General features: G+C 49.9%; 27 protein-coding genes and 1 other RNA gene. 11 read left to right on the plus strand and 17 right to left on the minus strand.

Features of this window, described 5'->3' with window-relative positions; translation table 11 throughout:
- The first annotated feature begins 180 nt into the window (after positions 1 to 180).
- The 3 genes from Q0499_RS17510 to Q0499_RS17520 all read left to right on the plus strand — a co-directional run bounded on the left by Q0499_RS17510 (position 181) and on the right by Q0499_RS17520 (position 1,653).
- Complete coding sequence (locus Q0499_RS17510) at positions 181 to 744, plus strand: NUDIX hydrolase (RefSeq protein WP_299202046.1); 564 nt, start codon at positions 181 to 183, stop codon at positions 742 to 744.
- Positions 745 to 761: 17 nt separating this feature from the next.
- Entirely contained in the window at positions 762 to 923 is a 162-nt protein-coding gene (locus Q0499_RS17515; protein WP_299202049.1) for a YqaE/Pmp3 family membrane protein, read from the plus strand.
- Between the two features lie 115 nt (positions 924 to 1,038).
- Entirely contained in the window at positions 1,039 to 1,653 is a 615-nt protein-coding gene (locus Q0499_RS17520) for a MarC family protein (protein ID WP_299202219.1), read from the plus strand.
- Between the two features lie 274 nt (positions 1,654 to 1,927).
- Here Q0499_RS17520 and Q0499_RS17525 read toward each other — a convergent pair whose 3' ends face one another.
- The 7 genes from Q0499_RS17525 to grpE all read right to left on the minus strand — a co-directional run bounded on the left by Q0499_RS17525 (position 1,928) and on the right by grpE (position 8,469).
- Entirely contained in the window at positions 1,928 to 2,239 is a 312-nt protein-coding gene (locus tag Q0499_RS17525; RefSeq protein ID WP_299202052.1) for a YqfO family protein, read from the minus strand.
- A gap of 79 nt (positions 2,240 to 2,318) precedes the next feature.
- Positions 2,319 to 2,708 (minus strand): DUF3461 family protein, encoded by a 390-nt coding sequence (locus Q0499_RS17530; RefSeq protein WP_299202054.1) that lies wholly within the window; start codon positions 2,706 to 2,708, stop codon positions 2,319 to 2,321.
- Between the two features lie 185 nt (positions 2,709 to 2,893).
- Entirely contained in the window at positions 2,894 to 3,700 is an 807-nt protein-coding gene (dapB, locus tag Q0499_RS17535; protein WP_299202056.1) for a 4-hydroxy-tetrahydrodipicolinate reductase, read from the minus strand.
- A gap of 51 nt (positions 3,701 to 3,751) precedes the next feature.
- Entirely contained in the window at positions 3,752 to 4,558 is an 807-nt protein-coding gene (gene cysE, locus Q0499_RS17540; protein WP_299202058.1) for a serine O-acetyltransferase, read from the minus strand.
- Positions 4,559 to 4,607: 49 nt separating this feature from the next.
- On the minus strand, positions 4,608 to 5,747 hold the full coding sequence (gene dnaJ, locus Q0499_RS17545) for a molecular chaperone DnaJ (protein ID WP_299202060.1): 1,140 nt from the start codon (positions 5,745 to 5,747) through the stop codon (positions 4,608 to 4,610).
- 110 nt (positions 5,748 to 5,857) lie between these two features.
- Positions 5,858 to 7,777, minus strand: a complete 1,920-nt coding sequence (gene dnaK / locus Q0499_RS17550; protein ID WP_299202062.1) for a molecular chaperone DnaK — start codon at positions 7,775 to 7,777, stop codon at positions 5,858 to 5,860.
- Positions 7,778 to 7,875: 98 nt separating this feature from the next.
- The gene (gene grpE / locus Q0499_RS17555; protein ID WP_299202064.1) at positions 7,876 to 8,469 is read right to left on the minus strand and encodes a nucleotide exchange factor GrpE; all 594 of its coding nucleotides are present in this window, start codon (positions 8,467 to 8,469) and stop codon (positions 7,876 to 7,878) included.
- 178 nt (positions 8,470 to 8,647) lie between these two features.
- Here grpE and recN point away from each other — a divergent pair, with 178 nt between their 5' ends.
- Positions 8,648 to 10,315, plus strand: coding sequence for a DNA repair protein RecN (gene recN / locus Q0499_RS17560; protein ID WP_299202066.1), 1,668 nt, complete (start codon positions 8,648 to 8,650; stop codon positions 10,313 to 10,315).
- A 92-nt stretch (positions 10,316 to 10,407) separates the two neighbouring features.
- On the opposite strand, the gene fur is transcribed toward recN, so the two are convergent.
- Positions 10,408 to 10,833 (minus strand): ferric iron uptake transcriptional regulator, encoded by a 426-nt coding sequence (gene fur / locus Q0499_RS17565; protein WP_299202068.1) that lies wholly within the window; start codon positions 10,831 to 10,833, stop codon positions 10,408 to 10,410.
- A 90-nt stretch (positions 10,834 to 10,923) separates the two neighbouring features.
- Between fur and bamE the strand changes: the two genes are divergently transcribed.
- Positions 10,924 to 11,262, plus strand: coding sequence for an outer membrane protein assembly factor BamE (gene bamE / locus Q0499_RS17570; RefSeq protein ID WP_299202071.1), 339 nt, complete (start codon positions 10,924 to 10,926; stop codon positions 11,260 to 11,262).
- A 132-nt stretch (positions 11,263 to 11,394) separates the two neighbouring features.
- Here the strand turns inward: bamE and Q0499_RS17575 are convergent, their stop codons facing one another.
- The 3 genes from Q0499_RS17575 to Q0499_RS17585 all read right to left on the minus strand — a co-directional run bounded on the left by Q0499_RS17575 (position 11,395) and on the right by Q0499_RS17585 (position 13,561).
- The gene (locus Q0499_RS17575; protein ID WP_299202074.1) at positions 11,395 to 11,697 is read right to left on the minus strand and encodes an RnfH family protein; all 303 of its coding nucleotides are present in this window, start codon (positions 11,695 to 11,697) and stop codon (positions 11,395 to 11,397) included.
- A gap of 63 nt (positions 11,698 to 11,760) precedes the next feature.
- Positions 11,761 to 12,192 carry a type II toxin-antitoxin system RatA family toxin gene (locus tag Q0499_RS17580; RefSeq protein WP_299202077.1) on the minus strand — a complete coding sequence of 144 codons (432 nt, stop codon included), beginning with the start codon at positions 12,190 to 12,192 and terminating at the stop codon, positions 11,761 to 11,763.
- Positions 12,193 to 12,196: 4 nt separating this feature from the next.
- Entirely contained in the window at positions 12,197 to 13,561 is a 1,365-nt protein-coding gene (locus Q0499_RS17585; RefSeq protein ID WP_299202079.1) for a sodium-dependent transporter, read from the minus strand.
- A 207-nt stretch (positions 13,562 to 13,768) separates the two neighbouring features.
- On the opposite strand from Q0499_RS17585, the gene smpB reads away from it, so the two are divergent.
- The 4 genes from smpB to Q0499_RS17605 all read left to right on the plus strand — a co-directional run bounded on the left by smpB (position 13,769) and on the right by Q0499_RS17605 (position 16,742).
- On the plus strand, positions 13,769 to 14,242 hold the full coding sequence (smpB, locus tag Q0499_RS17590; protein ID WP_299202081.1) for an SsrA-binding protein SmpB: 474 nt from the start codon (positions 13,769 to 13,771) through the stop codon (positions 14,240 to 14,242).
- A gap of 124 nt (positions 14,243 to 14,366) precedes the next feature.
- Positions 14,367 to 14,725, plus strand: a transfer-messenger RNA (tmRNA) gene (ssrA, locus tag Q0499_RS17595).
- A gap of 477 nt (positions 14,726 to 15,202) precedes the next feature.
- The gene (locus Q0499_RS17600; protein WP_299202083.1) at positions 15,203 to 16,309 is read left to right on the plus strand and encodes an HDOD domain-containing protein; all 1,107 of its coding nucleotides are present in this window, start codon (positions 15,203 to 15,205) and stop codon (positions 16,307 to 16,309) included.
- 97 nt (positions 16,310 to 16,406) lie between these two features.
- The gene (locus Q0499_RS17605) at positions 16,407 to 16,742 is read left to right on the plus strand and encodes a 50S ribosome-binding protein YggL (protein WP_299202085.1); all 336 of its coding nucleotides are present in this window, start codon (positions 16,407 to 16,409) and stop codon (positions 16,740 to 16,742) included.
- 193 nt (positions 16,743 to 16,935) lie between these two features.
- Here the strand turns inward: Q0499_RS17605 and Q0499_RS17610 are convergent, their stop codons facing one another.
- Positions 16,936 to 17,391, minus strand: a complete 456-nt coding sequence (locus Q0499_RS17610; protein WP_299202089.1) for a hypothetical protein — start codon at positions 17,389 to 17,391, stop codon at positions 16,936 to 16,938.
- A gap of 373 nt (positions 17,392 to 17,764) precedes the next feature.
- Positions 17,765 to 19,690 (minus strand): FAD-dependent monooxygenase, encoded by a 1,926-nt coding sequence (locus Q0499_RS17615; RefSeq protein WP_299202092.1) that lies wholly within the window; start codon positions 19,688 to 19,690, stop codon positions 17,765 to 17,767.
- A 300-nt stretch (positions 19,691 to 19,990) separates the two neighbouring features.
- Between Q0499_RS17615 and Q0499_RS17620 the strand changes: the two genes are divergently transcribed.
- The gene (locus Q0499_RS17620) at positions 19,991 to 21,262 is read left to right on the plus strand and encodes an FAD/NAD(P)-binding oxidoreductase (protein ID WP_299202095.1); all 1,272 of its coding nucleotides are present in this window, start codon (positions 19,991 to 19,993) and stop codon (positions 21,260 to 21,262) included.
- Positions 21,263 to 21,330: 68 nt separating this feature from the next.
- Here Q0499_RS17620 and Q0499_RS17625 read toward each other — a convergent pair whose 3' ends face one another.
- Positions 21,331 to 22,179: a DUF3883 domain-containing protein gene (locus tag Q0499_RS17625; RefSeq protein ID WP_299202098.1), complete on the minus strand. Its 849-nt coding sequence runs from the start codon at positions 22,177 to 22,179 to the stop codon at positions 21,331 to 21,333.
- Positions 22,180 to 22,347: 168 nt separating this feature from the next.
- Here Q0499_RS17625 and Q0499_RS17630 point away from each other — a divergent pair, with 168 nt between their 5' ends.
- Positions 22,348 to 22,656 (plus strand): hypothetical protein, encoded by a 309-nt coding sequence (locus Q0499_RS17630; RefSeq protein ID WP_299202101.1) that lies wholly within the window; start codon positions 22,348 to 22,350, stop codon positions 22,654 to 22,656.
- A gap of 92 nt (positions 22,657 to 22,748) precedes the next feature.
- On the opposite strand, the gene Q0499_RS17635 is transcribed toward Q0499_RS17630, so the two are convergent.
- From Q0499_RS17635 to Q0499_RS17645, 3 genes are all read right to left on the minus strand, one after another.
- Positions 22,749 to 23,231: a MarR family winged helix-turn-helix transcriptional regulator gene (locus Q0499_RS17635; RefSeq protein WP_299202105.1), complete on the minus strand. Its 483-nt coding sequence runs from the start codon at positions 23,229 to 23,231 to the stop codon at positions 22,749 to 22,751.
- Positions 23,232 to 23,414: 183 nt separating this feature from the next.
- Positions 23,415 to 24,176, minus strand: coding sequence for a class II aldolase/adducin family protein (locus Q0499_RS17640; RefSeq protein WP_299202107.1), 762 nt, complete (start codon positions 24,174 to 24,176; stop codon positions 23,415 to 23,417).
- Between the two features lie 35 nt (positions 24,177 to 24,211).
- Positions 24,212 to 25,183, minus strand: a complete 972-nt coding sequence (locus Q0499_RS17645) for a 2-dehydropantoate 2-reductase (protein WP_299202108.1) — start codon at positions 25,181 to 25,183, stop codon at positions 24,212 to 24,214.
- Between the last annotated feature and the right edge of the window lie 44 nt (positions 25,184 to 25,227).

Raw genomic sequence — 25,227 nt, forward strand, 5'->3', positions numbered from 1 at the left:
ATTCGCCGCATAGACTTACTTTTGATAGGTGTATAGCGCCTCAATCACCCGTCTCAGTAAAATAGTTCGCACTTAAGCAATTGAGTGTTTGAGCCAAGAGCAACTATTGGATTAAAGTTGTAAGCAGCAGAGGCTATAAGCCATTTTTAACGGATCAGGATAGAGACTGAAGGATTGATCATGAACTACTGCAACCTGTGCGGATCGACTGTCCGATTCGAAATACCGACAGGCGACAACCGTCCACGTCATATCTGTAATGAGTGCGGCGAAATTCACTATGTGAATCCAAAAATCATCGCCGGCTGTCTACCAGTGTATGAGGATAAAGTCCTGCTGTGCAAACGCGCGATAGAACCACGCGTTGGCTATTGGACGCTGCCCGCCGGATTTATGGAAAACGGAGAATCAACCCGTGATGCCGCCGCCAGAGAGACCCTTGAAGAAGCCAATGCACGGGTGAGCGACTTACAACTGTATACGCTGACCTCGATTGTGCCGGTCAGCCAGGTGCAGATGATCTATCTGGCGCAACTGGATGACCTGAACTTTTCTGCAGGTGATGAAACCACCGATGTGCAACTGTTCACAGAAGAGACTGTGCCCTGGGATGATCTGGCGTTTCAAACCATCAGAAACGCACTACGCTTCTACTTTGAAGACCGCAAAAGCGGAATATTTCCACTGCATCACGTTGACCTTGAAACTCCGCCCGGACACTATATTGATAAACCTGATAAGTAACCCAGAGAGATCTTACGATGGACAATAAACTGATTCTCATCATTCTTGCTATACTGCTGCCCCCGATCGCAGTGTTTATGAAAGCCGGTGCTGGCTTGCAACTGGTGATTAATATCGTGCTCTGCCTGTTTTTTTACATCCCGGGTATTCTGCATGCGCTCTGGCTGGTGTTAAAATAACCAGCTTCCTGTTCCTGCCGTGGCTTTCTGCCCATGACAACAGAGATGAATGACGGCCCATAAGGCCGTTTTTTTTATTTAACTGGGCCTACCCGGCGCAGATATGAGACCTCCCATGACTTTGTTAATCGCTACCTGGATTAAGTTTTTCGTCCTCTTTGCCCCCTTCTTTGTGGTGTCAATGTTCCTCTCCCTGACCCGCAGTGACACACCGGCAGAGCGCCGCAGCACCGCTAATAAAGCGGTATTTGCCGCTGCGTTAGCATCACTGGTGCTGTTTTTCTTTGGTTCGCCGCTATTTGAACTGCTGGGCATCACTATCGATTCCTTCCGTATCGGCGCAGGGATATTGCTGTTTCTGTCGGCCATCAGTCTGGTCAGGGACGGTATCCGCACCAACGCTCAGGTGCCCGGAGGGCCACGGGAGGATGCTTCCGTTGTGCCACTGGCAATTCCCACCATTATCGGGCCTGCCACCATTGGTGCTATTCTGGTGTATGGCTCAGAGCTGCATGGCGTTGAGGTGATTTTAGGGCTCAGCGGCATGTTTCTCGCGCTGGTTTGTTTGCTGGCACTGCTCCACGCGGCGACCGGTGTAGAACGGCTGCTGGGAAAAACCGGGCTAAATATCCTCAGTAAGATTACCGGTCTGATTCTGGCGGCGATGGCGTCCGAGATTGTACTGACCGGAATCACCGGCTTTATGACCCGCATCGCTAACGTTAGCTGAGCGTTATAGCACCAATGGCGCAGAACCCCACAGCCACGGGCTCTGCGTCGCTTACCCCAGTGATACTCATACTTAATCCACAAGGATATCCACAGTTTTTGTGGCTAGTTTTCAGGGTTTTTCACAGATTACTTATTAACCAGATCAGATTTAACACAAAACCAATAAACACATATACAACAAACAGTTAACAACACAACTCAGCGGTTACTCATACTTAATCAACAGCCTTATCAACAGATTATGTTTATAACCTGCTCAGTTATAAACATGGTTATAAATCGCTCAGCGGCCAGACGTCATAGGCGACCTCTTCATAAGGATGCGCCAGCTTAAGCGCATTTACAGCGGCCCGAATGAGATGGTCTTCACACACCAGCTCGACCTTCCATTCCTCAACCTGCTCTAACGCTCCCTGCTGTCCGATATGGGGATTGCTACCCGGCAGCGGCCTGAACTGGCCAAACCCCTTTACCTGCCAGCAGCAATTCTCGTAGTTGCCTATCTTGCCTGCCCCGGTTGCGAACACCGCTTGCTTGACCGACTCAAGATTTTCTTGCGGGACAAAAAAAGCCAGTTTATACATCACACCCTCCTTTTATTCAGCGCGAAAAAAAACGGTCGGTAATCACTCACCGGCCGTTTATCTGAATCTGAAATGCTCGTTACAGCTCTTCAATCTGCCGACGGATATCTTCCACCTTGCGAGTTACCACTTTTTCCAGATGTTCAAGTTCTTTGAGCAGATGCTGTTTCTTGTTGGTGGCAGACTTCTCTTCAACCACTAGTTTTTCAAGCTCTGCCACTGCCTTCAGATAGTACGGAGAAGGTTCTGTGCTGGCACGGTAAGGTACAAGACCCCCTTCAACCGAAACATTGGTGTGGCGGCGCTTAAACTTAAACTTCTTACTCTTGGTCATCCACTCGCCCTGATGGCGATGCAGATAGACCTTCAGCACATCAATATCATTCTCTGTGCGAGTCGTATATTTCTCAATTTCATAGGGGTCATCAAACCCCATCTCTTTCAGGGTCTCAAATTTCTTGGCAGACATCTGGTCTCTCCATAAGCCGTTCGCTGTCATCCCATAAAATATAGGTTAAAACGGCTACTCTGTGGGCTAACAATTGCCCCATTATGAGATATTTATTTAATTGTTCGATAAAACTAAAAAACCGCCATCCAGGCCGATTAGCAATCGCGGGATCATATAACGGCGGTTAAGCAGCTCAGAACCGGCTAATCACGCAGACCGAGAACATCCTGCATATCATATAATCCCTTCTCTTTCCCCGCTAACCATCCGGCTGCACGTACCGCGCCCTTCGCAAAAGTCATCCGCGAACTGGCTTTATGGGTAATCTCAATCCGCTCACCCTCGGTGGCAAACAACACCGTATGGTCACCCACCACATCACCGGCACGGATGGTGACAAAACCGATCTCATCCTTAGTGCGGGCACCCACCTGGCCTTCCCGGCCATATACAGCACACTGACGCAGATCGCGACCTAATGCACCGGCAACCGCCTCACCCATACTCAGCGCGGTACCGGAAGGGGAGTCGACTTTATGGTGATGATGCGCTTCAATAATCTCGACATCGTAATCATCGCCCAGCGCTTTGGCCGCTTCCGCCAGCAGTTTAAAGCAGAGGTTAACGCCAACACTCATGTTAGACGCAAACACCAGCGGCATCACTTCACCGAAACTTTTGAGCTCATTGCGCTCCATTTCGTTCAGTCCGGTAGTACCGATCACCATCGCCTTACCGTTGATAGCACACAGGGCGAGGTTTGCCAGAGTCGCCTTAGGCGCGGTGAAGTCGATGAGTACATCGAAGTCATCTATCACCTCTTCAAGGGCTCCTACAATTTTCACCCCCAGTTTGCCCACCCCGGCCACTTCACCGGCATCAGCACCGATCAGGCTACTGGTTGACTCGACAATAGCGGCGCCAAGCTTAACGCCTTCTGCCGCCTGAATCGCCTCAATATTCGTTTTACCCATACGCCCGGCTGCGCCGGTTACTGCAACTCTTATCATTCTGAATACCTGGTCTGATCACCCGCTAATAAAGTCAGCCGGTAACTTAAATCATTCACACTTTTGCCGACTAACACTCTGATCCATATCAAAAGCAGGCTTTTCACAATCCGGACGGCCAACCACCTTCGCCGGAACACCCACCACAGTGGTATGGGGCGGTACATTTTCCAGCACCACCGAACCACCGCCGACTTTGGCGCCGACACCAACTTCGATATTACCGAAGATCTTCGCGCCCGCCGCGATCATCACCCCTTCCCGAATCTTCGGATGGCGATCACCGCTCTCTTTACCAGTCCCCCCCAGCGTAACGGACTGCATGATAGACACATCATTGTCGATCACGCAGGTTTCTCCGACGACGATACCGGTGGCATGGTCAAACATCACCCCACAACCGATCTGGGCCGCAGGATGGATATCCACCTGGAATACCTCACTGATACGACTTTGCAGATAGAGTGCCATCGAGTGACGCCCCTGCTGCCACATCCAGTGTGCGATGCGATATGCCTGCAACGCGTGAAAGCCCTTCAGATAGAGCAACACCGTGGTAAAGCTGGACACCGCCGGGTCGCGGGTACGTACAGCACTGATATCCTGACAGATACACTTGAGAATGTTCGGATCACCACCCAAGGCCTCTTCAATAAGCTCACGCAGCGTAATCGCCGCCATGACCTCATCAGACAGTTTATTTGCCAGCAGGTAGCTGACCGCCTCACACAGACTGTGGTGACGGATAATAGTGCTATGAAAGAAACTCGCCAGAAACGGCTCACGGGCCATCTCTTCGCGGGCTTCCTGTTGAATCAGCGTCCATAACTCACGCGGTTGAGTGGGGAATTCACTCATGTTGGACTCCAAAAAGTCGTAGGGGCTGCAATGCAGCCCCTTGGGGATATCAGGTCATATCCTCGAAAAATTTCTTCACGCTGTCAAAGAAACCATGTTTCTTCGGCCCATGATGTTTTTGCTGTTCATCCATAGCCGTTTCAAACTCGCGCAGCAACTCTTTCTGCTTACCGCTCAGGTTCACCGGTGTTTCAACGGTCACCCGCACCAGCAGATCACCAACAGCGCCACCGCGAACCGGCTTAATACCCTTGCCACGCAGACGGAACAGTTTTCCGGTCTGGGTTTCTGCAGGAATCTTCAGTTTAACACGGGATTCCAGCGTTGGTACTTCAAGCTCGCCACCGAGTGCCGCATCGATAAAGCTGATCGGTACTTCACAGTAAAGGTGTTTACCATCGCGTTCAAAGATCGCGTGATCACGTACATTAACCTGTACGAACAGATCACCGGATGGACCACCATGGCTGCCCGCTTCACCCTCACCTGAGAGACGAATACGGTCACCGGTATCAACACCCGCAGGAATTTTAACCGAGAGCTTCTTGGTTTGCTGCTTACGGCCCTGACCATGACAGCTGGTGCAAGGGTCGGAAACAACCTGACCTTCACCGTGACAGGATGGGCAGGTCTGCTGCACCGAGAAGAAGCCCTGCTGCATCCGCACCTGGCCAATACCACCACAGGTGCCACAGGTTTTAGCACTGGTGCCGGGTTTAGCGCCACTGCCATCACAGACATCACAGGGCACCAGGGTGGGTACCGTGATGGTCTTGTCGCAGCCTTTTACCGCCTCTTCAAGACTAAGATCCATGGTATAACGCAGATCCGCGCCACGTTGCACATGGCTACGACGTCCGCCATGCCCCTGCTGGCCGAAAATATCACCGAACACATCACCGAAGATATCGCCAAAGCCACCCTGGCCGCCGCCAAAGCCGCCCTGACCACCCATGCCACCCTGATCGATACCGGCATGACCATACTGATCATATGCCGCTTTCTTCTGCTTATCGGACAGGACTTCGTATGCTTCATTCACCTCTTTAAAGGCGTCTTCCATCGATTTATCGTCAGGATTACGGTCCGGATGGTATTTCATCGCCATCCGACGAAACGCCTTTTTAATATCCCGGTCAGAAGCGTCCCGAGAAACGCCTAACACATCGTAAAAATCTTTCTTCGACATAATCTATATCGCAATCCGGTTAACAACTACTTTAAATCAGCTGAGAATAAAAACAGGACAACGCGGGACCGGCCCGCGCTGTCATTTCAAGCTTGATTCATTAAATTGACTTACTTTTTGTCGTCGTCTTTAACTTCTTCAAACTCTGCATCAACAGCGTCGTCTGCTGGCTCGGCCTGGGCCTGTTCACCCTGACCTTCCGCCTGTTGAGCTGCATCAGCATACATCTTCTGAGCCAGAGCAGAAACCGCTTCGGTCAGCGCTGCAGTCTTCGCATCGATAACGTCTTTATCGTCGCCTTTCAGCACGCCTTCCAGCTCTTCAATAGCGCTGTTGATGGCAGTTTTTTCCTCTTCAGTTGCCTTATCACCAGCATCTTCCAGAGTTTTCTTCGCGGAGTGAATCATCGCATCACCCTGGTTACGGGCCTGACTCATCTCTTCAAACTTCTTATCCGCTTCAGCATTGGCTTCAGCATCACGAATCATCTGTTCAACTTCTTCATCACTCAGACCGGAAGAGGCTTTGATGATAATGGACTGCTGCTTACCGGTCGCTTTATCCTTCGCAGATACGTTGAGGATACCGTTAGCATCGATGTCGAAAACTACTTCGATCTGCGGCATACCACGCGGTGCTGGCGGAATATCAGCCAGATCGAAACGACCCAGTGACTTGTTGCCAGAGGCTTGCTTACGCTCACCCTGAACCACGTGAATGGTTACGGCAGTCTGATTGTCGTCAGCGGTAGAGAACACCTGAGACTTCTTCGTCGGGATAGTGGTGTTTTTCTCGATAACCGGAGTCGCAACGCCACCCATGGTTTCGATACCCAGGCTCAGCGGAGTCACGTCCAGCAGCAGTACGTCTTTTACATCACCGGACAGCACAGCAGCCTGGATAGATGCACCGATAGCAACCGCTTCATCAGGGTTAACGTCTTTACGGGCTTCTTTACCAAAGAACTCAGTAACGCGCTTCTGCACCATTGGCATACGGGTCTGACCACCGACCAGAATCACTTCGTCGATATCCGCTGCTGTCAGATCAGCATCTTTCAGTGCGATACGGCAAGGTTCAATCGAACGTTCAACCAGTGCTTCTACCAGAGATTCCAGTTTTGCACGGCTGATCTTAACATTCAGGTGCTTAGGACCGGATGCATCAGCCGTGATATACGGCAGGTTAACATCGGTAGACTGGGCAGATGACAGCTCAACTTTGGCTTTTTCTGCACCCTCTTTCAGACGCTGCAGTGCCAGTGGATCGCTGTGCAGGTCGATACCGGACTCTTTCTTAAACTCAGCCGCCAGATATTCGATCAGACGGGAGTCAAAGTCTTCACCACCAAGGAAAGTGTCACCGTTGGTGGCCAGTACTTCAAATTGGTGCTCACCATCAACTTCAGCAATTTCGATAATAGAGATATCGAAGGTACCACCACCCAGGTCGTATACAGCGATCGTTTTATCGCCCTTAGACTTGTCCATACCGTAAGCCAGTGCCGCAGCGGTTGGCTCGTTGATAATACGCTTAACGTTCAGACCGGCAATTTTACCGGCATCTTTAGTTGCCTGACGCTGGGAGTCGTTAAAGTAGGCAGGCACGGTAATAACCGCTTCTGTCACTTCTTCACCCAGATAATCTTCTGCAGTTTTCTTCATCTTCTTCAGAATCTCTGCAGAGATCTGTGGTGCAGCCATTTTTTTATCGTTTACCTGAACCCAGGCATCGCCATTGTCAGCTTCGATAATTTTATACGGCACCATTTTGATATCTTTCTGAACCACGTCATCTTTAAAGCGACGGCCGATCAGACGCTTAATCGCAAACAGTGTGTTGTTCGGGTTGGTAACTGCCTGGCGCTTAGCCGGCTGACCAACCAGGATCTCACCATCAGCAGCGTATGCGATGATGGACGGGGTGGTACGATCACCCTCAGCGTTTTCAATAACCCGTGGCTTATCGCCATCCATAACAGCAACACAAGAGTTAGTTGTGCCCAGGTCAATACCGATAATTCTACCCATTTCTATCACTCCAGTAATTCTGTGTCCGTTCTGACGGACGAAATTCTTTTGAACTTGCTAGCTATATTGGTGCTGATTTGCCAGTTTCAAGTCCTGACTTATTCTGCGCCTTTAGAAACAATGACCATCGCCGGACGAATCAGACGACCGTTGAGGCTATAACCCTTCTGCATCACCGCCATCACACTGTTGGCCGGGACATCGGGGTTAGGCACCATCGACATCGCTTGATGAAACTCAGGATTAAACGGCTCACCAACAGGGTTATGCTGATCTACCTTGAATTTACCCAGGCCGGTGATGAACATATTCAATGTCATCTCCACACCTTCACGCAGAACCACAACCGCTTCATCATCGCTGCTGGATGCTTCAATCGCCCGTTCCAGACTGTCTACTACCGGCAGCAGCTCATTGGCAAACTTCTCCAACGCAAACTTATGGGCTTTTTCAACATCCTGTTCTGCCCGGCGACGGATATTCTGCATCTCTGCACGGGTTCGCAGTTCCTGATCTTTAAGAGCAGCAACCTGATCCTGGGCCTGGGCTAACTCCAGTTGTAACGTATCGATATCTGCAACCTCTGCAGCGACCGGCTCAACGGTTTCGTCAGCGGCCACGGTTTCATCGACCGCTTCAGTTACTGCATCTGGCTGCTGATCTTCAACCTGAGTCTTATCTTCGCCTGCCATCACTTTCTCCAACCATCTGATATGTGAGTTTTCTGTTGAGCTTTAATATGGGGCTAAGACAACAGGATTCAAGTGGATATTTTTAGATTTTTTTAACCAGACTGAGCAGTTAGTGATTGCGCTGGCCTGATTATTGGCATATACATTAACCACTGTATAAAAACACAGACTGATGGTTATGCTGACTCAACTGAACATTCGCAACTACGCTATTGTTGAAGAACTGGACCTGGAGCTGGAGAACGGCATGACCGTTGTCAGCGGCGAAACCGGGGCAGGCAAATCTATTATGCTCGATGCGCTGGGGCTTACCCTGGGCGACCGCGCCGATATGGGCTCGGTGCGAAAGGGCGCTGAACGGGCAGAAATTATTGCCAGCTTCGACATCTCAAACATCCCGACAGCCAGAAAATGGCTTAAACACCAGGATCTCGACGACGATGAGTGCATTCTCCGCCGGGTGATTACCACCGAAGGGCGTTCAAGAAGCTATATCAACGGCAGTCCCTGCCCGATCAACAAAGTCCGCGAGCTGGGTGAGTATCTGATCGAGATTCACGGCCAGCATGAACATCAGCGCTTGTTGAAGAAAGATCACCACCGCCACCTGCTGGATGCCTATTCCGGCAAAGGCGAACTGGCTGGCACCACCCGTAAACTATTTCGCCACTGGCAGGGGCTGAATAGCCGACTACGCCAGCTCTCAGCCCAGAGCGAAGAGCAAACCGCCCGGCTGCAATTACTGAGCTATCAGGCTGAAGAATTAGAACAGCTGGGCATGGCTGAAGGTGAATATGAAAAACTGGCTGAGGAACAAAGCACACTGGCCAATGCCGGTGAGATTCTGCAGTCCGGCCAACAGGTATTGCAACTGACCAGTCAGGATGAAGAGATCAACTGCTTAAGCCTGCTCAATCAGTGTCAGCATCTGCTGGGCAAAATAAAAAGCTCCTCACCCTCTGTCAGACAAACCATTGAGATGCTCAACAGCGCTCAGATCCAGATAGAAGAAGCCGCCCAGGAGATTAGCCATTACATGGACCGGGTCGAACTGAACCCGAAACGTCAGGCTGATGTTGAAGAGCGGCTCAGCAGCATTTTTGACATGGCCCGCAAACACCGCATCTCTGCAGAACAGATGCCGCAGTTCTATCAGGACATTCAAAAAGAACTGGAAGGCCTGAGTATGTCAGATCAGGCACTGGAGCAGTTACACGAGGAAACAGAGAAGGCACGTCAGGCGTTTATCAAAAGCGCTGAAACGCTGAGCGCCGCACGTAAAAAAGCGTCACTGGCACTAAAAAATGATGTTAACAAACAACTTCACAGTCTGGGCATGACCGCAGCAGAGTTAAGCGTGTCGATCACCCCTTATGACAAAGACCAGCTAAGTGCTCACGGTCTGGAAGAGGTTGAATTTCTGATTACCACCAACGCCGGTCAGCCACCCCGTCCGCTAAATAAAGTGGCTTCAGGCGGCGAGCTGTCAAGGATATCCCTGGCCATTCAGGTCATTACCGCACAAACGTCCAGTACACCAACGCTGATCTTTGATGAGGTCGATGTCGGTATCGGTGGTGCTATTGCCGAGGTGGTTGGCCGACTGTTGCGCCAGCTGGGCGAAAACAGTCAGATACTGGTTGTTACCCACCAGCCGCAGGTTGCCTCTCAGGGGCACCAGCACCTGTTCGTTAGCAAACAAACCGTTAAAGATAAAACCATTACCCGCATCGACCGGCTCAACATGAATCAGCGCGTCGGCGAAGTAGCCCGCATGTTAGGCGGCATCGATGTCACCGAAACATCGCTGGATCATGCCCGCGAGATGCTCGGCCTGGATGGATAACAAGCGAATATAACTCGCCGATAGCGTTGACTGACTGCATAGAAAAACCGGCCAGGCCGGTTTTTTTTATATCTGAAATATTTTCACAACGCTTATTTAGGGCTGCAGCCATCGGCGCACTCGCCGTACAGATAGAGAGTCCGGTCAGTAATTTTAAATCCCAGCTCCTGAGCGATCTGATCCTGACGTTTTTTTAGCGCAGGATCGCTAAACTCGCGCACTTTGCCACACTTCACACAAACAATATGGTCGTGCTGCTCATCCTGAGTCAGTTCAAAAACTGAATGACCGCCTTCAAAATGATGCCGTGAAACAAGACCTGCAGCCTCAAACTGAGTCAGAACACGATAAACCGTTGCCAGTCCAACATCTTCGTTATGTTCCAGCAGAAGCTTGTAAATATCTTCTGCACTGAAATGATCACTTTCGCCTGCTCTCTCAAGAATTTGATAAATTTTCACCCGAGGCAGGGTAACCTTCAGGCCAGCTTTACGTAATTCTTGATTTTCAAGTGCCATAATCTTTCTCTATGATGTTTATCTCAACGAATGTTAGACTTGCGAACTCAATTATCTGATTTTATACGCGAAAGTGGAAGTCATTTACTAATGCAAAAAATTCTTATTAGCGTTATCGCCGCTATTTTACTGGCCGGGTGCGCCGAGTTCCCCGGTGTTTACAAGATTGATATTCCACAGGGCAATGTGGTTACCCAGGAGATGGTAGATACTCTCCGCCCGGGAATGACTCAGAACCAGGTGCGTTATGTGCTGGGTACACCGCTGGTGACCGACAGCTTCAACAACAATCGCTGGGACTACATCTACCGTAATCAATCGGGTGAAACCGGTGTTATCACCCAGCAAAGCCTGACCATTCTGTTCGATGCCAACGGCAACCTGTCGGGCATGGCGGGTGATTTCCGCCCCGGCGGTGGTCAGCAGTAACGACCGTCTCACTGGCGCATAAAAAACCGGACCTCGTCCGGTTTTTTACGTTTCAACGAAGCTCTGTGTTACAAAGGTTCTGCTACAAAGACTCTGCCACACAAAACGTTCGATCTGACAAACTCAGTCAGATCAACCCTGCGCGTCTCGCTCTGCTTTCGCTTTTGCCGCCCGGCGTGCTCGCACCTCTTTCGGATCGGCAATCAGCGGCCGATAGATTTCAACCCGCTGATCTGGCTTAAGAATATGCGTTTTCGGATCGGCTATCGCCTTACCAAAGATCCCCATCGGATCGCTCTCAACATTGATCTGCGGAAAGATCTGCGCAATATGCGATTGCACCACCGCTTCATAGGCAGAACATCCCTCTTCCACCTGCAGCGCGATAATCTTCTGCTCATCAGGCAGTGCGTATGCCACTTCAACTTTAATCATGCCCGTTACCTAAATCCTTACGCCCTTAACTCTGAAGAGCCAGCCCTGAAGCCGCTTAGCCATTCAGCCATAGACCTGATCGGCGCGACTAACAAACGCGTCAACCATCGTCGCCGCCATCTGATTAAACACTTTACTCATCGCCAGATTTGTCAGCTTACCGGAAAAATCAAAAGTCATGCTCAGGCTCACTTTACATGCCTCATCACTCAAAGGCTTGAATGTCCACACCCCTGACAAGCTGGAAAATGGCCCTTCAACCAGTTCAATACGGATCATTTCCGGACGTTCCAGTTGATTGCGGGTGGTAAAACTATACTTGAGGCCCGCCTTGGCAACCTTCAGACTCGCCTGCATCGTTGTCTCAGTCGACTCAATCAGTGTGCTACCGGCGCACCAGGGTAAAAACTGAGGATAGTTTTCCACATCATTTACCAGATCAAACATCTGCTCTGCCGTATGGAGCACCAGGGCACTCCGGTCTACCTGTGTCATGCGCTCAGCCCAGCTTATCAATCAGATTGAAAATAAAGATCGCAGCAACTGCGACCGGAGCAATATAACGGATCGCGACCGACCAGGCCAGATAGTAAGCCGGATTAGAAACCGCCAGTTCATCGCGCGTAATACGCTGGGTCAGCACCCAGCCCGTAAAGCAGGCGATAAGCAAACCACCCAGTGGCAGGAATATATTAGCGGTAATAAAGTCGAGGAAATCGAAAATATTCATACCGAACAGTGATACATCACTGCCGAAGTTAAACGAACTCAGTGCCGCGATGCCCATCAGCCATACCACCAGCCCCAGCATAATGCAGACAGGCCCCCGTTTCAGGCCAAAGCGCTCAACCATCCAGGCAACCCCCGGTTCCATCAGCGAGATCGCCGAGGTCCAGGCGGCCAGCGCCACCAGCACAAAGAACAGAAAGCCAAACACCTGACCACCGGGCATATGGCCAAAGGCCACCGGCAAGGTAATAAACATCAGACCAGGCCCCGCGCCGGGGTCCAGCCCATTAGCAAAAACGATCGGGAAAATCGCCATCCCTGCCACCAGCGCCACAATCGTGTCCAGTGCAGCAATCGTCAACACGGTTCCACCAATCGAAGCCTTCTTAGGCATATAAGATCCGTATGCCATGATCGACCCCATCCCCAGCGACAGGGTAAAAAACGAGTGCCCCAACGCTACCAGCACCGCATTCCAGGACAGTTCCGATGGATCAAAATGGAACAAAAAATCCAGACCTTCACCAAACGAGCCGGAGGTCATCGAATAGCCTAGCAACAGCAACAGCAACACAAACAGTGCTGGCATCATAATCTTAGTAGCGCGTTCCAGACCTTTGTTAACGCCACCCAGCAATACCACCATCACCAGCACCACAAACACGGAATGCCAGATCAGCAGAGCCTGAGGGTTAGCCAACAGCTCATTGAATGCTTTACCCGCCTGTTCACTACCAATATCAAGAAACTCACCATTTGCCATGGACGCCACATAGGCCAGCACCCATCCGGCCACCACCGAATAGAAAGAGAAGATCAGAAACCCGGCTAATGCACCCACCCAGCCGACCAGAGCCCACTTAGGTGACTGATCCGACTCGATGGCGACCTCCCGCATTGAGTTAATCGGGCTTTGACGCCCACGCCGTCCTACCAGCACCTCAGCCATCATAATCGGCACGCCGACCGCAAGAATAAACACCAGATACATCAGGACGAATGCACCGCCACCATTCTCACCTGCAATATAGGGAAACTTCCAGATATTACCCAGGCCAACAGCAGAACCGGTCGCAGCCATAATAAAGACCCAGCGACTGGCCCATGAACCATGAATATTTTGACGATCTTTCATCTGAATCTCTTAACGTAGGCGGATATTTCAAACAACTCATGCGAATCGTTAAACAGCCCGGCATTGTCCTTATTTTGGCCACTCAATTCAATGACACAGGCCAGCCCCCGGCAAAAAACCCTTTTTCACTCAGCAATACACAGACTCAAGCCCCTCGCCACTCAATTCTCTTTCATTGAACTGTAACGCTCTATATAATCCCGCCCCATGGTAAAGAAGAAAGCAAAACCCAGTGGCAATACCATCTGCCAGAACAGAAAAGTCCGACATGAGTATTCTATTGATACCAAGTTCGAGGCCGGACTGTCTCTCACCGGATGGGAAGTAAAAAGCCTCCGCGAAGGTCGCGGCCAGCTTGTAGACTCCTATGTAGTTCTGCATAACGGCGAAGCGTGGCTTGTTGGCGCCCATTTTACGCCCCTGAAAACTGCATCCACCCATGTTGTGGCTGAACCCACACGCCAGCGCAAACTGCTGCTGCACCGTCGCGAAATTGATCGTCTGATCGGCGCGGTTCAGGCTAAAGGTTTCACCTGCGTCGCCCTCTCCCTTTACTGGAAGAACGACCGGGTCAAATGCGAAATTGCCCTGGCCAAAGGTAAGAAACAGCATGACAAACGGGATGCAGAAAAAGAGCGTGACTGGAACCGTCAGAAACAACGCGTACTGGCAGCTAAGTAACCTGTTACTGAGATAAAGCTATATTCTTGCTGTAAACCGGCTATAATGCCGGCCCGTCTTACATAACATCCTGACGAATTGCTTCAACAGAACTATCAGGCAATTATGTGGTCGGAAATACTATGGGGGTGACTTGGCTTCGACGCTGATTACGAACCCTTTGGTGCATGTCGTGAGTGTAGTGAATCACGTAAATCAATTACTACACAGTTATAGTTGCAAACGACGATAACTACGCTCTAGCAGCTTAAGTCTGCTTGCGCTGCTCCTTCAGGTGTCTATAACTAGAGGATTTTGCAGTGTCATTCGAGATAGAATCGCCCGGAAGCTTTGTCTCAAGACGAAGGGTTAAAACTAAAGAGGCTCGCCCTAAACGCCCTGACCTTCGGGCCGTGCTGGGTTAATTAAGTAGAAGTGTCTAAACATGTAGATCTAGAGGCAGAGGATTGGCGGACGCGGGTTCGAAACCCGCCACCTCCACCAAATGCAAAGAAAAAGGGCTGCCCTCCGGGTAGCCCTTTTTCTTTGCTCTGATGAAAGTTGGGTGGGTATTGAGCAGCCGCGGAGCGGGTTCGAACCGAGCGCGTTTTTTTGCGCGACACATCATCGTCGCTCTTCACGATGACCCGCAGGGCAAGGCCGGAACGGCCGCAGTAAACCCACCTCTGCACCTTGAAGAAACGGACTTTTGTATATCTGTCACTATGGGAACTGTGGTTTATCAAAAAGATTTACATGTTCCTACAGATGGCAGAGACTTACAGAGCCAGGCGGATGCTGCAATGTACGAGTCTACAAAGGCTGGCAAAGAGGGATAAGTAAACCCTGACTATATAGAAACCGACGAATATAGCGTTTCACGAGCCAGCCAAAACGCTCTGCTATGCTCAAAATACTATGCGCAAGCGCTTAAGCCGCGTTTGATTAAATGATATATGCCCACTGCTGGAGTCAACTGTCGTGCTCTTTGGACTATTTAGAATATTTAGTAGAAACAAAAAGAAAACAGCGGATAAGAAGCCGAAGCCAACCAGGCAGTCCAGCCAGTTGACGGGTAAACCTTCAATGCCTTTTGGAGAACTCTTGAATGAGCCCGCTAATTTGGGCGCGTCCGGATTGTCGCAAGAGATGCTCGCTTCGCTTACCGGGTTTGATCTGTTTGTCGCAACACAGATTGATGAAAAACAAGCAGACCGGGCCCGACAATTATGCGAAAGGCTGCCAGACCCGCACCCCGTGCAATCGAAGTTAGCGGGCGGCCTGGATACACCACAGGAGCTGGTTGCCACCCTTGCCGCCGATCCCGGACTGACAGCAGGTGTGTTGCGAACGGTGAATTCTGCAGCATTTGCGTTAACCTCCCCTATTTCTAGCGTCCAGCACGCGGTAAATTATCTGGGTGTCAGTTTTGTTAAGGGTCTGGTCTCCCAGGCGGCCACTGCTGATCAAACTAAAGACTGCTCTGAAGCACAGAGAGCTGCCTTGCAGCGTGTATGGTTATCCACTGCTGTGGCGAGCGCTTTTGCTAATTTATTGGGACAAAGTTCTGGTCATTACCGCCCTTCGGTGCTGGCAACCAAAGCCCTGTTTTTTAATCTCGGCGACTTAGGTATTATCCTGGGTGAGGAAGCCGCTCACGCCTGGTATGCAGAAGGCATGACGGTGCTGGATAGAATTAAAGCACAGCAACAAGGTTGCGGTTTGAACTCATCGATCGTTGGCTCAACATTAGCCCGGAACTGGGGATTACCAGAGGATATTGAACATGCAATCGCCAATTCAATGCTGCCTCTGGTCAAAACGCCCGCGCAGTTGTCGTTTGTTGTGAAAGAGGATGAACTGAAAGATACCGTGTTACTTTATCTGGCTGGACGTATCGGAGACCGTGTAGCGTATCAAGGCCTGCGTGACTTATCCGAATTCAATATCGAAGCAGCAGATGAACCCTGCACCTTTTTTATAAAAGGCCACTTGGAAGCTTCCGACCAAAAGTTGGTTGTTAATTTGCTGTCAGATCCAGGTTTTCGTAAGAAGTTTAATCGACTTCTGTCGTCATTAGCTATTTGAACAAAATGCTAAGAAAGAAGGCCGCCCACCCGGGTCGCCTTTTTTTGTTACATGTTTTTTACCTTTACACCGTTTATTAACATAAGGATTATCCATCATGGAAGCACGACAGAAGCACAACCGCCGCCTGCGTAAAAAACTATACCTGGGTGAATTTGCCGTTAATCTCTTTGAAATACAGGTAAAGCTATCCACCAGCGAAGAGCGTGACCTGGACGCATTCATTGGTAGTTTCGTTGACCAACTTGAAAAGCAAGGGCTGACCTACTTTGGTTACTCTGATGCTGACGGGATTGAGGGGCATGTACTCTCTCAAAAGCGCTACGAGTCACCGACAGAGGGTCAGAAACAGGAACTGTCCGAGTGGTGCGGCGCATACCCCGGTATTAAAAGTTACGACCTGGGTGAGCTTGTGGATATTAATCAGGCTTAGCACTCTAACGTCTGACGGGTCAGCAGGCCTGGCCAGTTAGCAAACAGCAGAATTTATGGAGCATGCCGACGGAGCAGCCCCTCTTCATATGATTGCTGACGTTGGTGGGTATTGAGATACTGTAAAAGGATTCAAACCTAACGTGTTTAAAACCCATCACCGCTGCTCGTCCTATGAGCAACGGTGATCTGATTTACGCTCTACTCAAAAAACTCCCTGCGATCCGCCAGAATAACCGCGGGAATATCGATCCATCCAGCGATATCACGGCTCCAGATAAGTTTTCCGATATCAGCGCTTTATCCAGACCCACTGATGTCCACATCTTCTGAGTGCGACCTTCACAGAACCATTTATCCTGATTGCGCTTAGTCTGCTTACAGAATGCCAGGGACTCCACTAAACGCTTACCTTTTTTCACCGGCTTGGGCTTAGATGGAGTCGTGTCATTATTGGCCACCGATGAGTCAGGGCTGGACGAACCACCGCCCGGATTAATGGTGACTGTGGTTGTACCCCCAATTTTGGTCGCTTTCTCGATGTCTTTCACCGACACCGCATTTGGCACCTGAATATCGAATGACTGTTGCTGAGGACAGCCTTCATAAGCGGTTTTCTTCTCAGTTGTCGGCGCTTTTCTTATAGCCACCGGCGCTTGTTTCCGGCTATTTATCAGGGCCTGCTGCTCTGCCCGTTTCCGATTTAGCTCAGCCAGTTTCTGCTGCTGATTAAGCCGCTTAGCTTCCTCTGCTCGCCACCATTACTCTTGACCACAGCAGGGAAACGTCTGCCATCACAGGCACCGATCAACAGCTGCTGCTGAGCATCGCATTTCTCCAGATATCCCTGACTCCATCGGGTATAAACAACGCCAAAGAAAAGACCAAAAACCAAACCCGTTAATATGATCTGACAATGCAGCAGATGTAGCCATAATCAACCAGACATCCATTCTTAAACAAAAAAAACAGGCGCCGAATCTCTCCGGCGCCTGTTTAATACCTGTCTATCTTAGCCTGTGATTATCTGGCGACTGGTAGATAGATCCCCTCAAAGAAGGCTGTCAGTGCCTGATAGCCATCCAGTGGCAGAACCTGAGCAATGTACTGATCCGGGCGCACAACAATCATGCAGCCCTGCTCACGGCTAATGCCACGCATATCGTAGATATCACCCAGGCCTTTATGATCGACACAGAACACTTTCTCGTGATCCTGCAGACCAAGCTTACCTTTGGTCGGGCAAAGCAACGCAGGCATATCCTCATAAGCCAGCTGATCGAAGGTTTGCTGGAAGACCGCGCGCAGATCAATCAGCCCATCAATGTCTTCATCTTTACCGGTAAATTTCACCACCGGTGAGTTCAAATCGTTCTGCAACCAGTCTGCCAGTTTATGAATCGCTGAACCCGGCGCAGAGCTGTCGTTTTGTCCGGCAAAGGCATAGATTCTCCAGCGGGTATCGGCTTCAGCTACATGGCCAAGCTGCATCTGTTTGGCATCCGCAACGCGAACCACCGGAGCGGAATGGAAACGGCGACCGATCTGTTCACCGGTCGCCAACGCCTGATGCGCCAGCGGGCCGATCAGCGCGGACTCATCATACTTAACCGCCAGGCCGCCAGTGAACTCCAGATTAGCTTTGAACTGCCGTATAAAGCGTGGCTCTTCACCATTATCCAGCACAGATTCGCCAGCCGGGGCTGACATAATGCGGGCCCATTCATGGTCAGTATCGACCAGACGTTTAGCTTCAGCCCAGCGCTCAGCAGAATAACTGTGCAACAGCGCCGCATCGGCACGCCCCTGTAGCACATGCGCCAGTTTCCAACCGAGGTTAAAGGTGTCCTGCATCGAAACGTTCATCCCCTGTCCCGCCTTAGGGCTATGAGTATGGCAGGCATCACCGGCGGTAAACACGCGGGGATTACGAGTGGCAGACTCGCCTTCCGGCACATCATCAAAGCGGTCGGTCATCCGGTGCCCGATCTCATAGATAGACCACCAGGCAACCTCTTTAACATCGATACTATAAGGCTGCATAATGCGGTTAGCCCCGGCGATCAGGTCATCAACGGTAAAATTACGACTAGACACACGCTCATCCGAATTAAGCTTATCCAGCTCGACATACATGCGGAAAAGATAACCGCCCTCCCGTGGCAAAATCAGCACATTACCCTCATGAGCAGAGGTGATCAGGCATTTCTGCCGCACATCGGGAAAATCGGTGTTCGCCAAAATATCCATCACACCCCAGGCCTGATGCGCTGCATCACCGTGGAGCTCGCCACCAATCGCTCTGCGTACATTAGAGCGTGCGCCATCACAACCAACCACATAGTTAGCCCGCACCGTCTTCGTTTCGCCGGCATTGATGCCGGTGTTTGCCAGCGTTACGGTAACGGGATAATCATCCGTAGTGGTATCGACCTCAACATCCACCACAGACCAGCTATAGTCTGGCGTAAGGCGTGTCCGGGAGTTCTCCATCACTTCAAGGAACAGTTGATGCACCCGCGCCTGATTGATCAGAATATGCGGCATCTCGGAGGAGTCATCGGCAACATCCTGCACCCGACCAATACGTTTGATATTGGCAGGTTTTTCCGGGTCAGGCATCCAGAAATTGGTCTGATTAACCCAGTAACTCTCGCGCTTTACCTTGTCGGCGAAGCCAAATGCCTGAAACATCTCCATGGTGCGGGTGTTGATGCCATCGGCTTTACCCTTTTCAAGAGGACCGGGAGCCGGGTCCACAATCATAGTGTCGATATCAGCGAACTGAGACAGCTGTGCCGCCAGACACAGACCGGTAGGGCCACAGCCAGCGATCAATACATCTACTTTTTCCGGCAGCGGCGCAAACTCGCTGCGATCACGACGTTTCTCTGTCGCAATTTTTATATCCGGATCAACCCCACGAAAACCATCTACATAATACTGCATCGCTTACACCTTCCGATCTTCTTGTTATAAAAAGAGGACCACTTTAACGCATCTTAAATATAGAGAATAATTGATTTTTATATACAGATATAAAGATAACGAATACATAAACCCTAACCTGCTGAAACAACAGATGATCGTTATAAAAGCTGAACTCAATCTTTCCGCTTTAAATTCACTCAGCGCCTCTAAGACCATTGTCACAATTAATAAATTGACTCTGTCTACTTTTTGACCTTATATTAGACACATCTAATAAATATAATAGTGTTAACAAACACATTCTCTGGAGGGAAGTGTATGGCGCATATCATCATCCTCGGTGCCGGTCTTGGCGGCGTTCCTATGGCCTACGAAATGAAAGACCTGGCCGGACCAGACGATCAGGTAACGATTGTCAGTGATAAGGATTACTATCACTTCGTGCCCTCAAACCCCTGGGTCGCGGTTGATTGGCGCAAGCGCTCAGACATCACCGTGCCACTGGCTGCGCCGATGGCCAAAAAAGGTGTTGAGCTGGTCGTTAATGCGGCTAAACGTGTTCACCCGGAAACCAACGAACTTGAACTGGCCGACGGCACTAAACTGAGTTATGACCATCTGGTCATCGCCACCGGTCCTAAACTGGCTTTTGATGAGATCGAAGGGTTTGGGCCGGAAGGCTTCACCAACTCAGTCTGCCATATCGATCACGCCGAAGTCGCCTGTGAAGAATGGCAAGCGTTAGCAGAAAAACCCGCCCCGATTATTGTCGGCGCGGTACAGGGTGCCAGCTGTTTCGGCCCCGCCTATGAAACCGCCTTCATCATGGATTCTGATCTGCGTAAGCGCAAAATCCGTGATCAGATCCCCATGACCTTTGTCACCTCAGAACCCTACATCGGCCACCTCGGTCTTGATGGCGTCGGCGACAGCAAAACCATGCTCGAAAGTGAATTGCGTAAGCATCATATCGACTGGATCTGCAACGCCAAAGTAGACCGGATAGAAGATGGCCTGATGCACGTTATCGAGTGTGATGAGCAGGGCGAAGAGAAAAAGCGCCATGAACTGCCCTTCGGTTATACCATGATGCTGCCCGCCTTTACCGGTATCGACGCCGTGCGTGATATCGAAGGACTGGTGAATCCACGCGGTTTTATTGTGATCGATAAACATCAGCGCAACCCTAAATATCCCAATATCTGGGGTATTGGTGTTGCCGTCGCCATCGCCCCGAAAAAGCCAACTCCCGTGCCCACCGGCGTGCCGAAAACCGGCTTCATGATTGAGAGCATGGTCACCGCCACCGCCCACAACATCCGTTCAGTCATTGATAACAAAGAACCGGAAAGCGAAGCCACCTGGAACGCCGTCTGTCTCGCCGATATGGGTGACAGCGGCATCGCCTTTGTGGCGATGCCACAGATTCCACCACGCAACGTTAACTGGATGAAGTCCGGTAAATGGGTGCATCTGGCGAAAGTCGGCTTTGAAAAATACTTTATGCACAAAATCCGCAGCGGTGTCAGCGAACCAATTTTCGAGAAATTCCTGATGAAGATGCTGAATATAGATAAGTTGAAGAAGTAATAGGTAAAAAGAGCCTCCCGGTCAATACCGGGAAGGCTTTCTAAGACCATTACACATTGTGTACGAGCCTAACTCACCCTAGCCATATACTCAGATGGCCTTAAATCACAGAGCTCTTCTAAATTACCCTGTAACACGAATACCTTTGGATCTGCACGAAACTTGAACACCCGGTACAGGTGGTAACGTTTTGCATTCGCTTGTGAAAAACGCAGCTCGTTTGGCGTCACATAGAATGGCGTGTTTTTACCATACTTGGTTGTTTTAGCTTCGATAAAGCGATCGGCACCATCCTCTTCAAAGGAGCGGATGTCAAACCCTGCGGCAGGGCCTTCAGTCACCGACACCTGCTCTATCCGCTCAGCCAAAGATTCTTTACCCGCTCGAATAAGCCGCGCTTGCTCAAAATTGATAACGAACTGTTCTCCCGCATCACCTAACTTTTGGTTTTGCGCTTCCTGCTCCAAATAGTTTACTGCGTTAGGGATATAGATAGCTGCAACTCCAGAGAGAGTATTTAAATTGCGCTCTTCCGGTTTAGGTGGTGTATCAAAGGCGGCTAAGAGATCTGTAACCGTTGGCACCGCGGGGACAATCTCAGCATCAGCTTGGAAAAGAGACAACAATTGAGAATTTTTAACTAAATAAGAGGCCACTGCCGTTGGTAAAATCTTACGTTGGTAGTTATAACGTGGCTTGTAACCATCGATATAGGGGATACCCAATTCAATTAATACAGCGCTAATATTTTGATGTTTGAGCTCAACTGAGCTATCAGTGCGGCCCTCAAGTTGCTCCATCAACGCCCGGCGATGTTCTGCTTTGTTATATCTCTCTCCCTGTAACTCAAGACAAAGCATATTGAAGTAGTCTTGAACGGCGGCCGCTACCTCAGACTCTGACCAATTGTTAGCCATCTACATCCCTGAAATCTAAAATGCTAATTAATTTGCTGATATCTTAAAAATGGTGAGACTTAAATCTACGATTACATCAATATTGTGTCTACAACATATTGAAAAAACATCTAAAAATCTAGAACATCTTAGATAAATAGGGATAACCTCTTCGATCAGGGAAACGTCATGAAAAAGATCATATTTACCGTCATAGTAATGGCTCTCACTGCTAACTCCAACGCAGGCTCAATCAATGTTAACGGTGCAACTGTAGGCATTGGCGACCACCTATCAAAAATCTACGATGGCTGGGGTAGCCCACAATACAGAGTTACCAGTGATAAGACCTGCCACCCCTTCGACAAAAAGAGATGCTCGTACTCAAGGTTAGTCTGGAAAAGAGATAACACCTTCTACTTGGTACAGGAGATCCGATCAAAGATCATCAACATCCGAACCACAAGATCTGAAGCGGATATTAGGAAACCGTTCTAATGCTCTTATCTCCACTCTCCAACTTAAGACACCCAAAAAGTTAATCAGATCATCTGTTTTTAACAGTGGAACTTAAGCAAACACCTGCCAGATCAATGATCCGGCAGGTTGTTAAATAGCTGTTCTAACAGTTTATTCAGGCGCTTGATCTGCGCTTCGGTCATGTCTTTGAAGCTTTCGCGGAACAGGTCATGGGTTGCCACCTGAATATCGGCAATCGCCTCGATGCCTTTTGCGGTCATCATCACTTCGGTGACCCGACCATCATCACTCCGAATACGTGTCTCGACCAAACCGTCTTCTTTCATCCGCTGCACGATCTTAGTGACGGTGGGCACTTTGGCAATAGCATGATGAGCGATTTTCGAAATGCTACAGGTGCCTTCCTCTTTGAGGGTAAAGAGAATGCGCCATCGAGGGATATCCAGGTTGATTTTTTTAAGCTTTTTTTCCATGGACATAGCGTAACGACCATGAACCTGAGCCAGCCAGTAAAATGGAAAATCTTCTTTGTGAAAATCTTCACTCGCAGGGTTGTAGCGCTGGCTGCGGGGGTTTCGAACGGGTTTTGTCATTGAGGTTGTTTGTTCCTGTAGTGATGAGCTTCATTGAAAAACACCCATCATTTTTCAACAATGAACCAGGCGTTTACATAAAGACTCATAGCGTGCCACCAGAGGGCTAATTACCTTAATAAAACTATACTTCAGGGTTGGTAATACACCTTTCTATACGAGGCGCATTACCATGATGGATCATTACCAGCACAGGCCTTTTTCGGCTTCCATTTTGCGCACCATCGCATCGTAAAATTTAGTGGCGAAACCGCTGTCTTTAATTAGCATCTGGGTTAAGTCAGCGCACTTTTGACTGATCGCCTCTTCCAACAGCACATCCTCACCTCCTAATGCACCCGCGGCTAGCTGTATTTCAGCGGCCCGCTGGACTGTCCATAAGAGGAAAAAGGTCCGCTCAATATCAAACTCACCGACAGCGATACCGTGGTTTCTCAGTACCAGAATGTGCTTTTGCCCAAGGCTTTCCAACATCCGGCCTTTTTCTTCTTCAAACAGAGTGATGCCCTCAAAGGCGTGATAGCCAACCCGACCATATAATTGAGCCCCGTAGAAGCTGTCATGGGTAAAGCCGGTTTTTTTCATCGCCACCGCGGAGACTTCGTTGGTGTGGGTGTGGATGACACAGTGAACATCTTCGCGGGCGGCGTGAATCGCGCCGTGCAGCGCAAACCCTGCCGGATTGCCATCGTAAGGCGAGTCGTCCAGCTTATTGCCATTAACATCAACCTTAATCAGGTTGAGAGGGGTAATCTCTGTGTAATTCAGCCCAAATGGATTGACTAAATATTCCCCTTCCACATCAGGAAGCCGTGCAGAGATATGGTTAAAAATAGTTTCTGTCCAACCAAAAAAATCGACCAGATGGTAACAATGCGCTAATTTAATCCGTAATGCCCACTCCCCTTCGCTGATATGCTCAGGGCGGCTGATAGTGTCACTCATAATACTCTCTCCTGTAATGAATTAGCCTGATCGGCTTAAGGCTGGCGCTGAGCCGCAATAAACGTTGTAAGATCCAATATACTTTTTGTCACCACCATCGGGGTGTTGACCTTCCGGGCGAGTTCTAATACGGAATAGCCGATGGCATTAAGCTCCAGTGGCTGACCATCTTCGTAATCCTGTAACATCGAGGTTTTCACCGCGCCCATTGCAGCCCCCTGCTCCATAAAGGTTTGCGGATCAAAGTTAATCCGTGCGCCATAGGCCGCTGCCGTCAGAAGCACTTCGTTCAACATGCTGCGAACCAGCTGTTTTAAATGATCATCCGCGTAGATCTGTTCCAGCGTGCCTTTAGTCACAACAGAAAGGGGATTAGAAGTGAGGTTGGCGGCCACTTTTGTCCAGATATAATCCCGAATATTATCGATGGCCCTGGCTTCGATGCCGGTGTTCTCAATGATCTTTCTGACCTGCTCAACACGACCACTGAACTTATGGTTTATTTCACCCATCACCACTAAGTGGGGCGTGGTTGAACTGACAACCCCAGGCGCACGTCTACAGGCGGTAATAAATACCACACAGCCGATCAGATGATGCGGAGCAATGAGATCACTCCCTCTGCCTTGCGGATCGACTGCCTGAATGATTTCACCGGAAAAACGACTTTCAATACCCTGGAAATACCACCAGGGAATACCGTTGACGACCGGGATAACGATGGTATCTTCATGCAGCATTGGCTTGATGAGCGCCAGCATGACAGGCAACGCTGGAGCTTTGGTGCAGACAAAAATAAGGTCTTGCAGGCCTAATGCTTCGGTTGAGTCAGATGCATTGACGCTAACACGGTATTCACCATCCATATCCGTCAGATGAATACCCTCTTTTTGTAAGACATCCAGTGTCCGGCCTCTGGCCAGCACATTTACCGTTTGCCCCGAGTACGCTAAACGGGCTGCCAGGGTACATCCGATTGCGCCGGCGCCTGCGATACATATTCTCATCGTCGATACCTCCCTTATAAATTGATAGCGGGCTATTCACTGAA

It is taken from the genome of uncultured Amphritea sp. (assembly GCF_937127095.1).
Lineage (GTDB): Bacteria > Pseudomonadota > Gammaproteobacteria > Pseudomonadales > Balneatricaceae > Amphritea.

Bases quoted from the DNA above. Each gene is read 5' to 3' on its own strand.
- Q0499_RS17510 (WP_299202046.1), top strand. From the start codon at position 181: ATGAACTACTGCAACCTGTGCGGATCGACTGTCCGATTCGAAATACCG.
- Q0499_RS17515 (WP_299202049.1), top strand. From the start codon at position 762: ATGGACAATAAACTGATTCTCATCATTCTTGCTATACTGCTGCCCCCG.
- Q0499_RS17520 (WP_299202219.1), top strand. From the start codon at position 1,039: ATGACTTTGTTAATCGCTACCTGGATTAAGTTTTTCGTCCTCTTTGCC.
- Q0499_RS17525 (WP_299202052.1), bottom strand. From the start codon at position 2,239: ATGTATAAACTGGCTTTTTTTGTCCCGCAAGAAAATCTTGAGTCGGTC.
- Q0499_RS17530 (WP_299202054.1), bottom strand. From the start codon at position 2,708: ATGTCTGCCAAGAAATTTGAGACCCTGAAAGAGATGGGGTTTGATGAC.
- dapB (WP_299202056.1), bottom strand. From the start codon at position 3,700: ATGATAAGAGTTGCAGTAACCGGCGCAGCCGGGCGTATGGGTAAAACG.
- cysE (WP_299202058.1), bottom strand. From the start codon at position 4,558: ATGAGTGAATTCCCCACTCAACCGCGTGAGTTATGGACGCTGATTCAA.
- dnaJ (WP_299202060.1), bottom strand. From the start codon at position 5,747: ATGTCGAAGAAAGATTTTTACGATGTGTTAGGCGTTTCTCGGGACGCT.
- dnaK (WP_299202062.1), bottom strand. From the start codon at position 7,777: ATGGGTAGAATTATCGGTATTGACCTGGGCACAACTAACTCTTGTGTT.
- grpE (WP_299202064.1), bottom strand. From the start codon at position 8,469: ATGGCAGGCGAAGATAAGACTCAGGTTGAAGATCAGCAGCCAGATGCA.
- recN (WP_299202066.1), top strand. From the start codon at position 8,648: ATGCTGACTCAACTGAACATTCGCAACTACGCTATTGTTGAAGAACTG.
- fur (WP_299202068.1), bottom strand. From the start codon at position 10,833: ATGGCACTTGAAAATCAAGAATTACGTAAAGCTGGCCTGAAGGTTACC.
- bamE (WP_299202071.1), top strand. From the start codon at position 10,924: ATGCAAAAAATTCTTATTAGCGTTATCGCCGCTATTTTACTGGCCGGG.
- Q0499_RS17575 (WP_299202074.1), bottom strand. From the start codon at position 11,697: ATGATTAAAGTTGAAGTGGCATACGCACTGCCTGATGAGCAGAAGATT.
- Q0499_RS17580 (WP_299202077.1), bottom strand. From the start codon at position 12,192: ATGACACAGGTAGACCGGAGTGCCCTGGTGCTCCATACGGCAGAGCAG.
- Q0499_RS17585 (WP_299202079.1), bottom strand. From the start codon at position 13,561: ATGAAAGATCGTCAAAATATTCATGGTTCATGGGCCAGTCGCTGGGTC.
- smpB (WP_299202081.1), top strand. From the start codon at position 13,769: ATGGTAAAGAAGAAAGCAAAACCCAGTGGCAATACCATCTGCCAGAAC.
- Q0499_RS17605 (WP_299202085.1), top strand. From the start codon at position 16,407: ATGGAAGCACGACAGAAGCACAACCGCCGCCTGCGTAAAAAACTATAC.
- Q0499_RS17615 (WP_299202092.1), bottom strand. From the start codon at position 19,690: ATGCAGTATTATGTAGATGGTTTTCGTGGGGTTGATCCGGATATAAAA.
- Q0499_RS17620 (WP_299202095.1), top strand. From the start codon at position 19,991: ATGGCGCATATCATCATCCTCGGTGCCGGTCTTGGCGGCGTTCCTATG.
- Q0499_RS17625 (WP_299202098.1), bottom strand. From the start codon at position 22,179: ATGGCTAACAATTGGTCAGAGTCTGAGGTAGCGGCCGCCGTTCAAGAC.
- Q0499_RS17630 (WP_299202101.1), top strand. From the start codon at position 22,348: ATGAAAAAGATCATATTTACCGTCATAGTAATGGCTCTCACTGCTAAC.
- Q0499_RS17635 (WP_299202105.1), bottom strand. From the start codon at position 23,231: ATGACAAAACCCGTTCGAAACCCCCGCAGCCAGCGCTACAACCCTGCG.
- Q0499_RS17640 (WP_299202107.1), bottom strand. From the start codon at position 24,176: ATGAGTGACACTATCAGCCGCCCTGAGCATATCAGCGAAGGGGAGTGG.
- Q0499_RS17645 (WP_299202108.1), bottom strand. From the start codon at position 25,183: ATGAGAATATGTATCGCAGGCGCCGGCGCAATCGGATGTACCCTGGCA.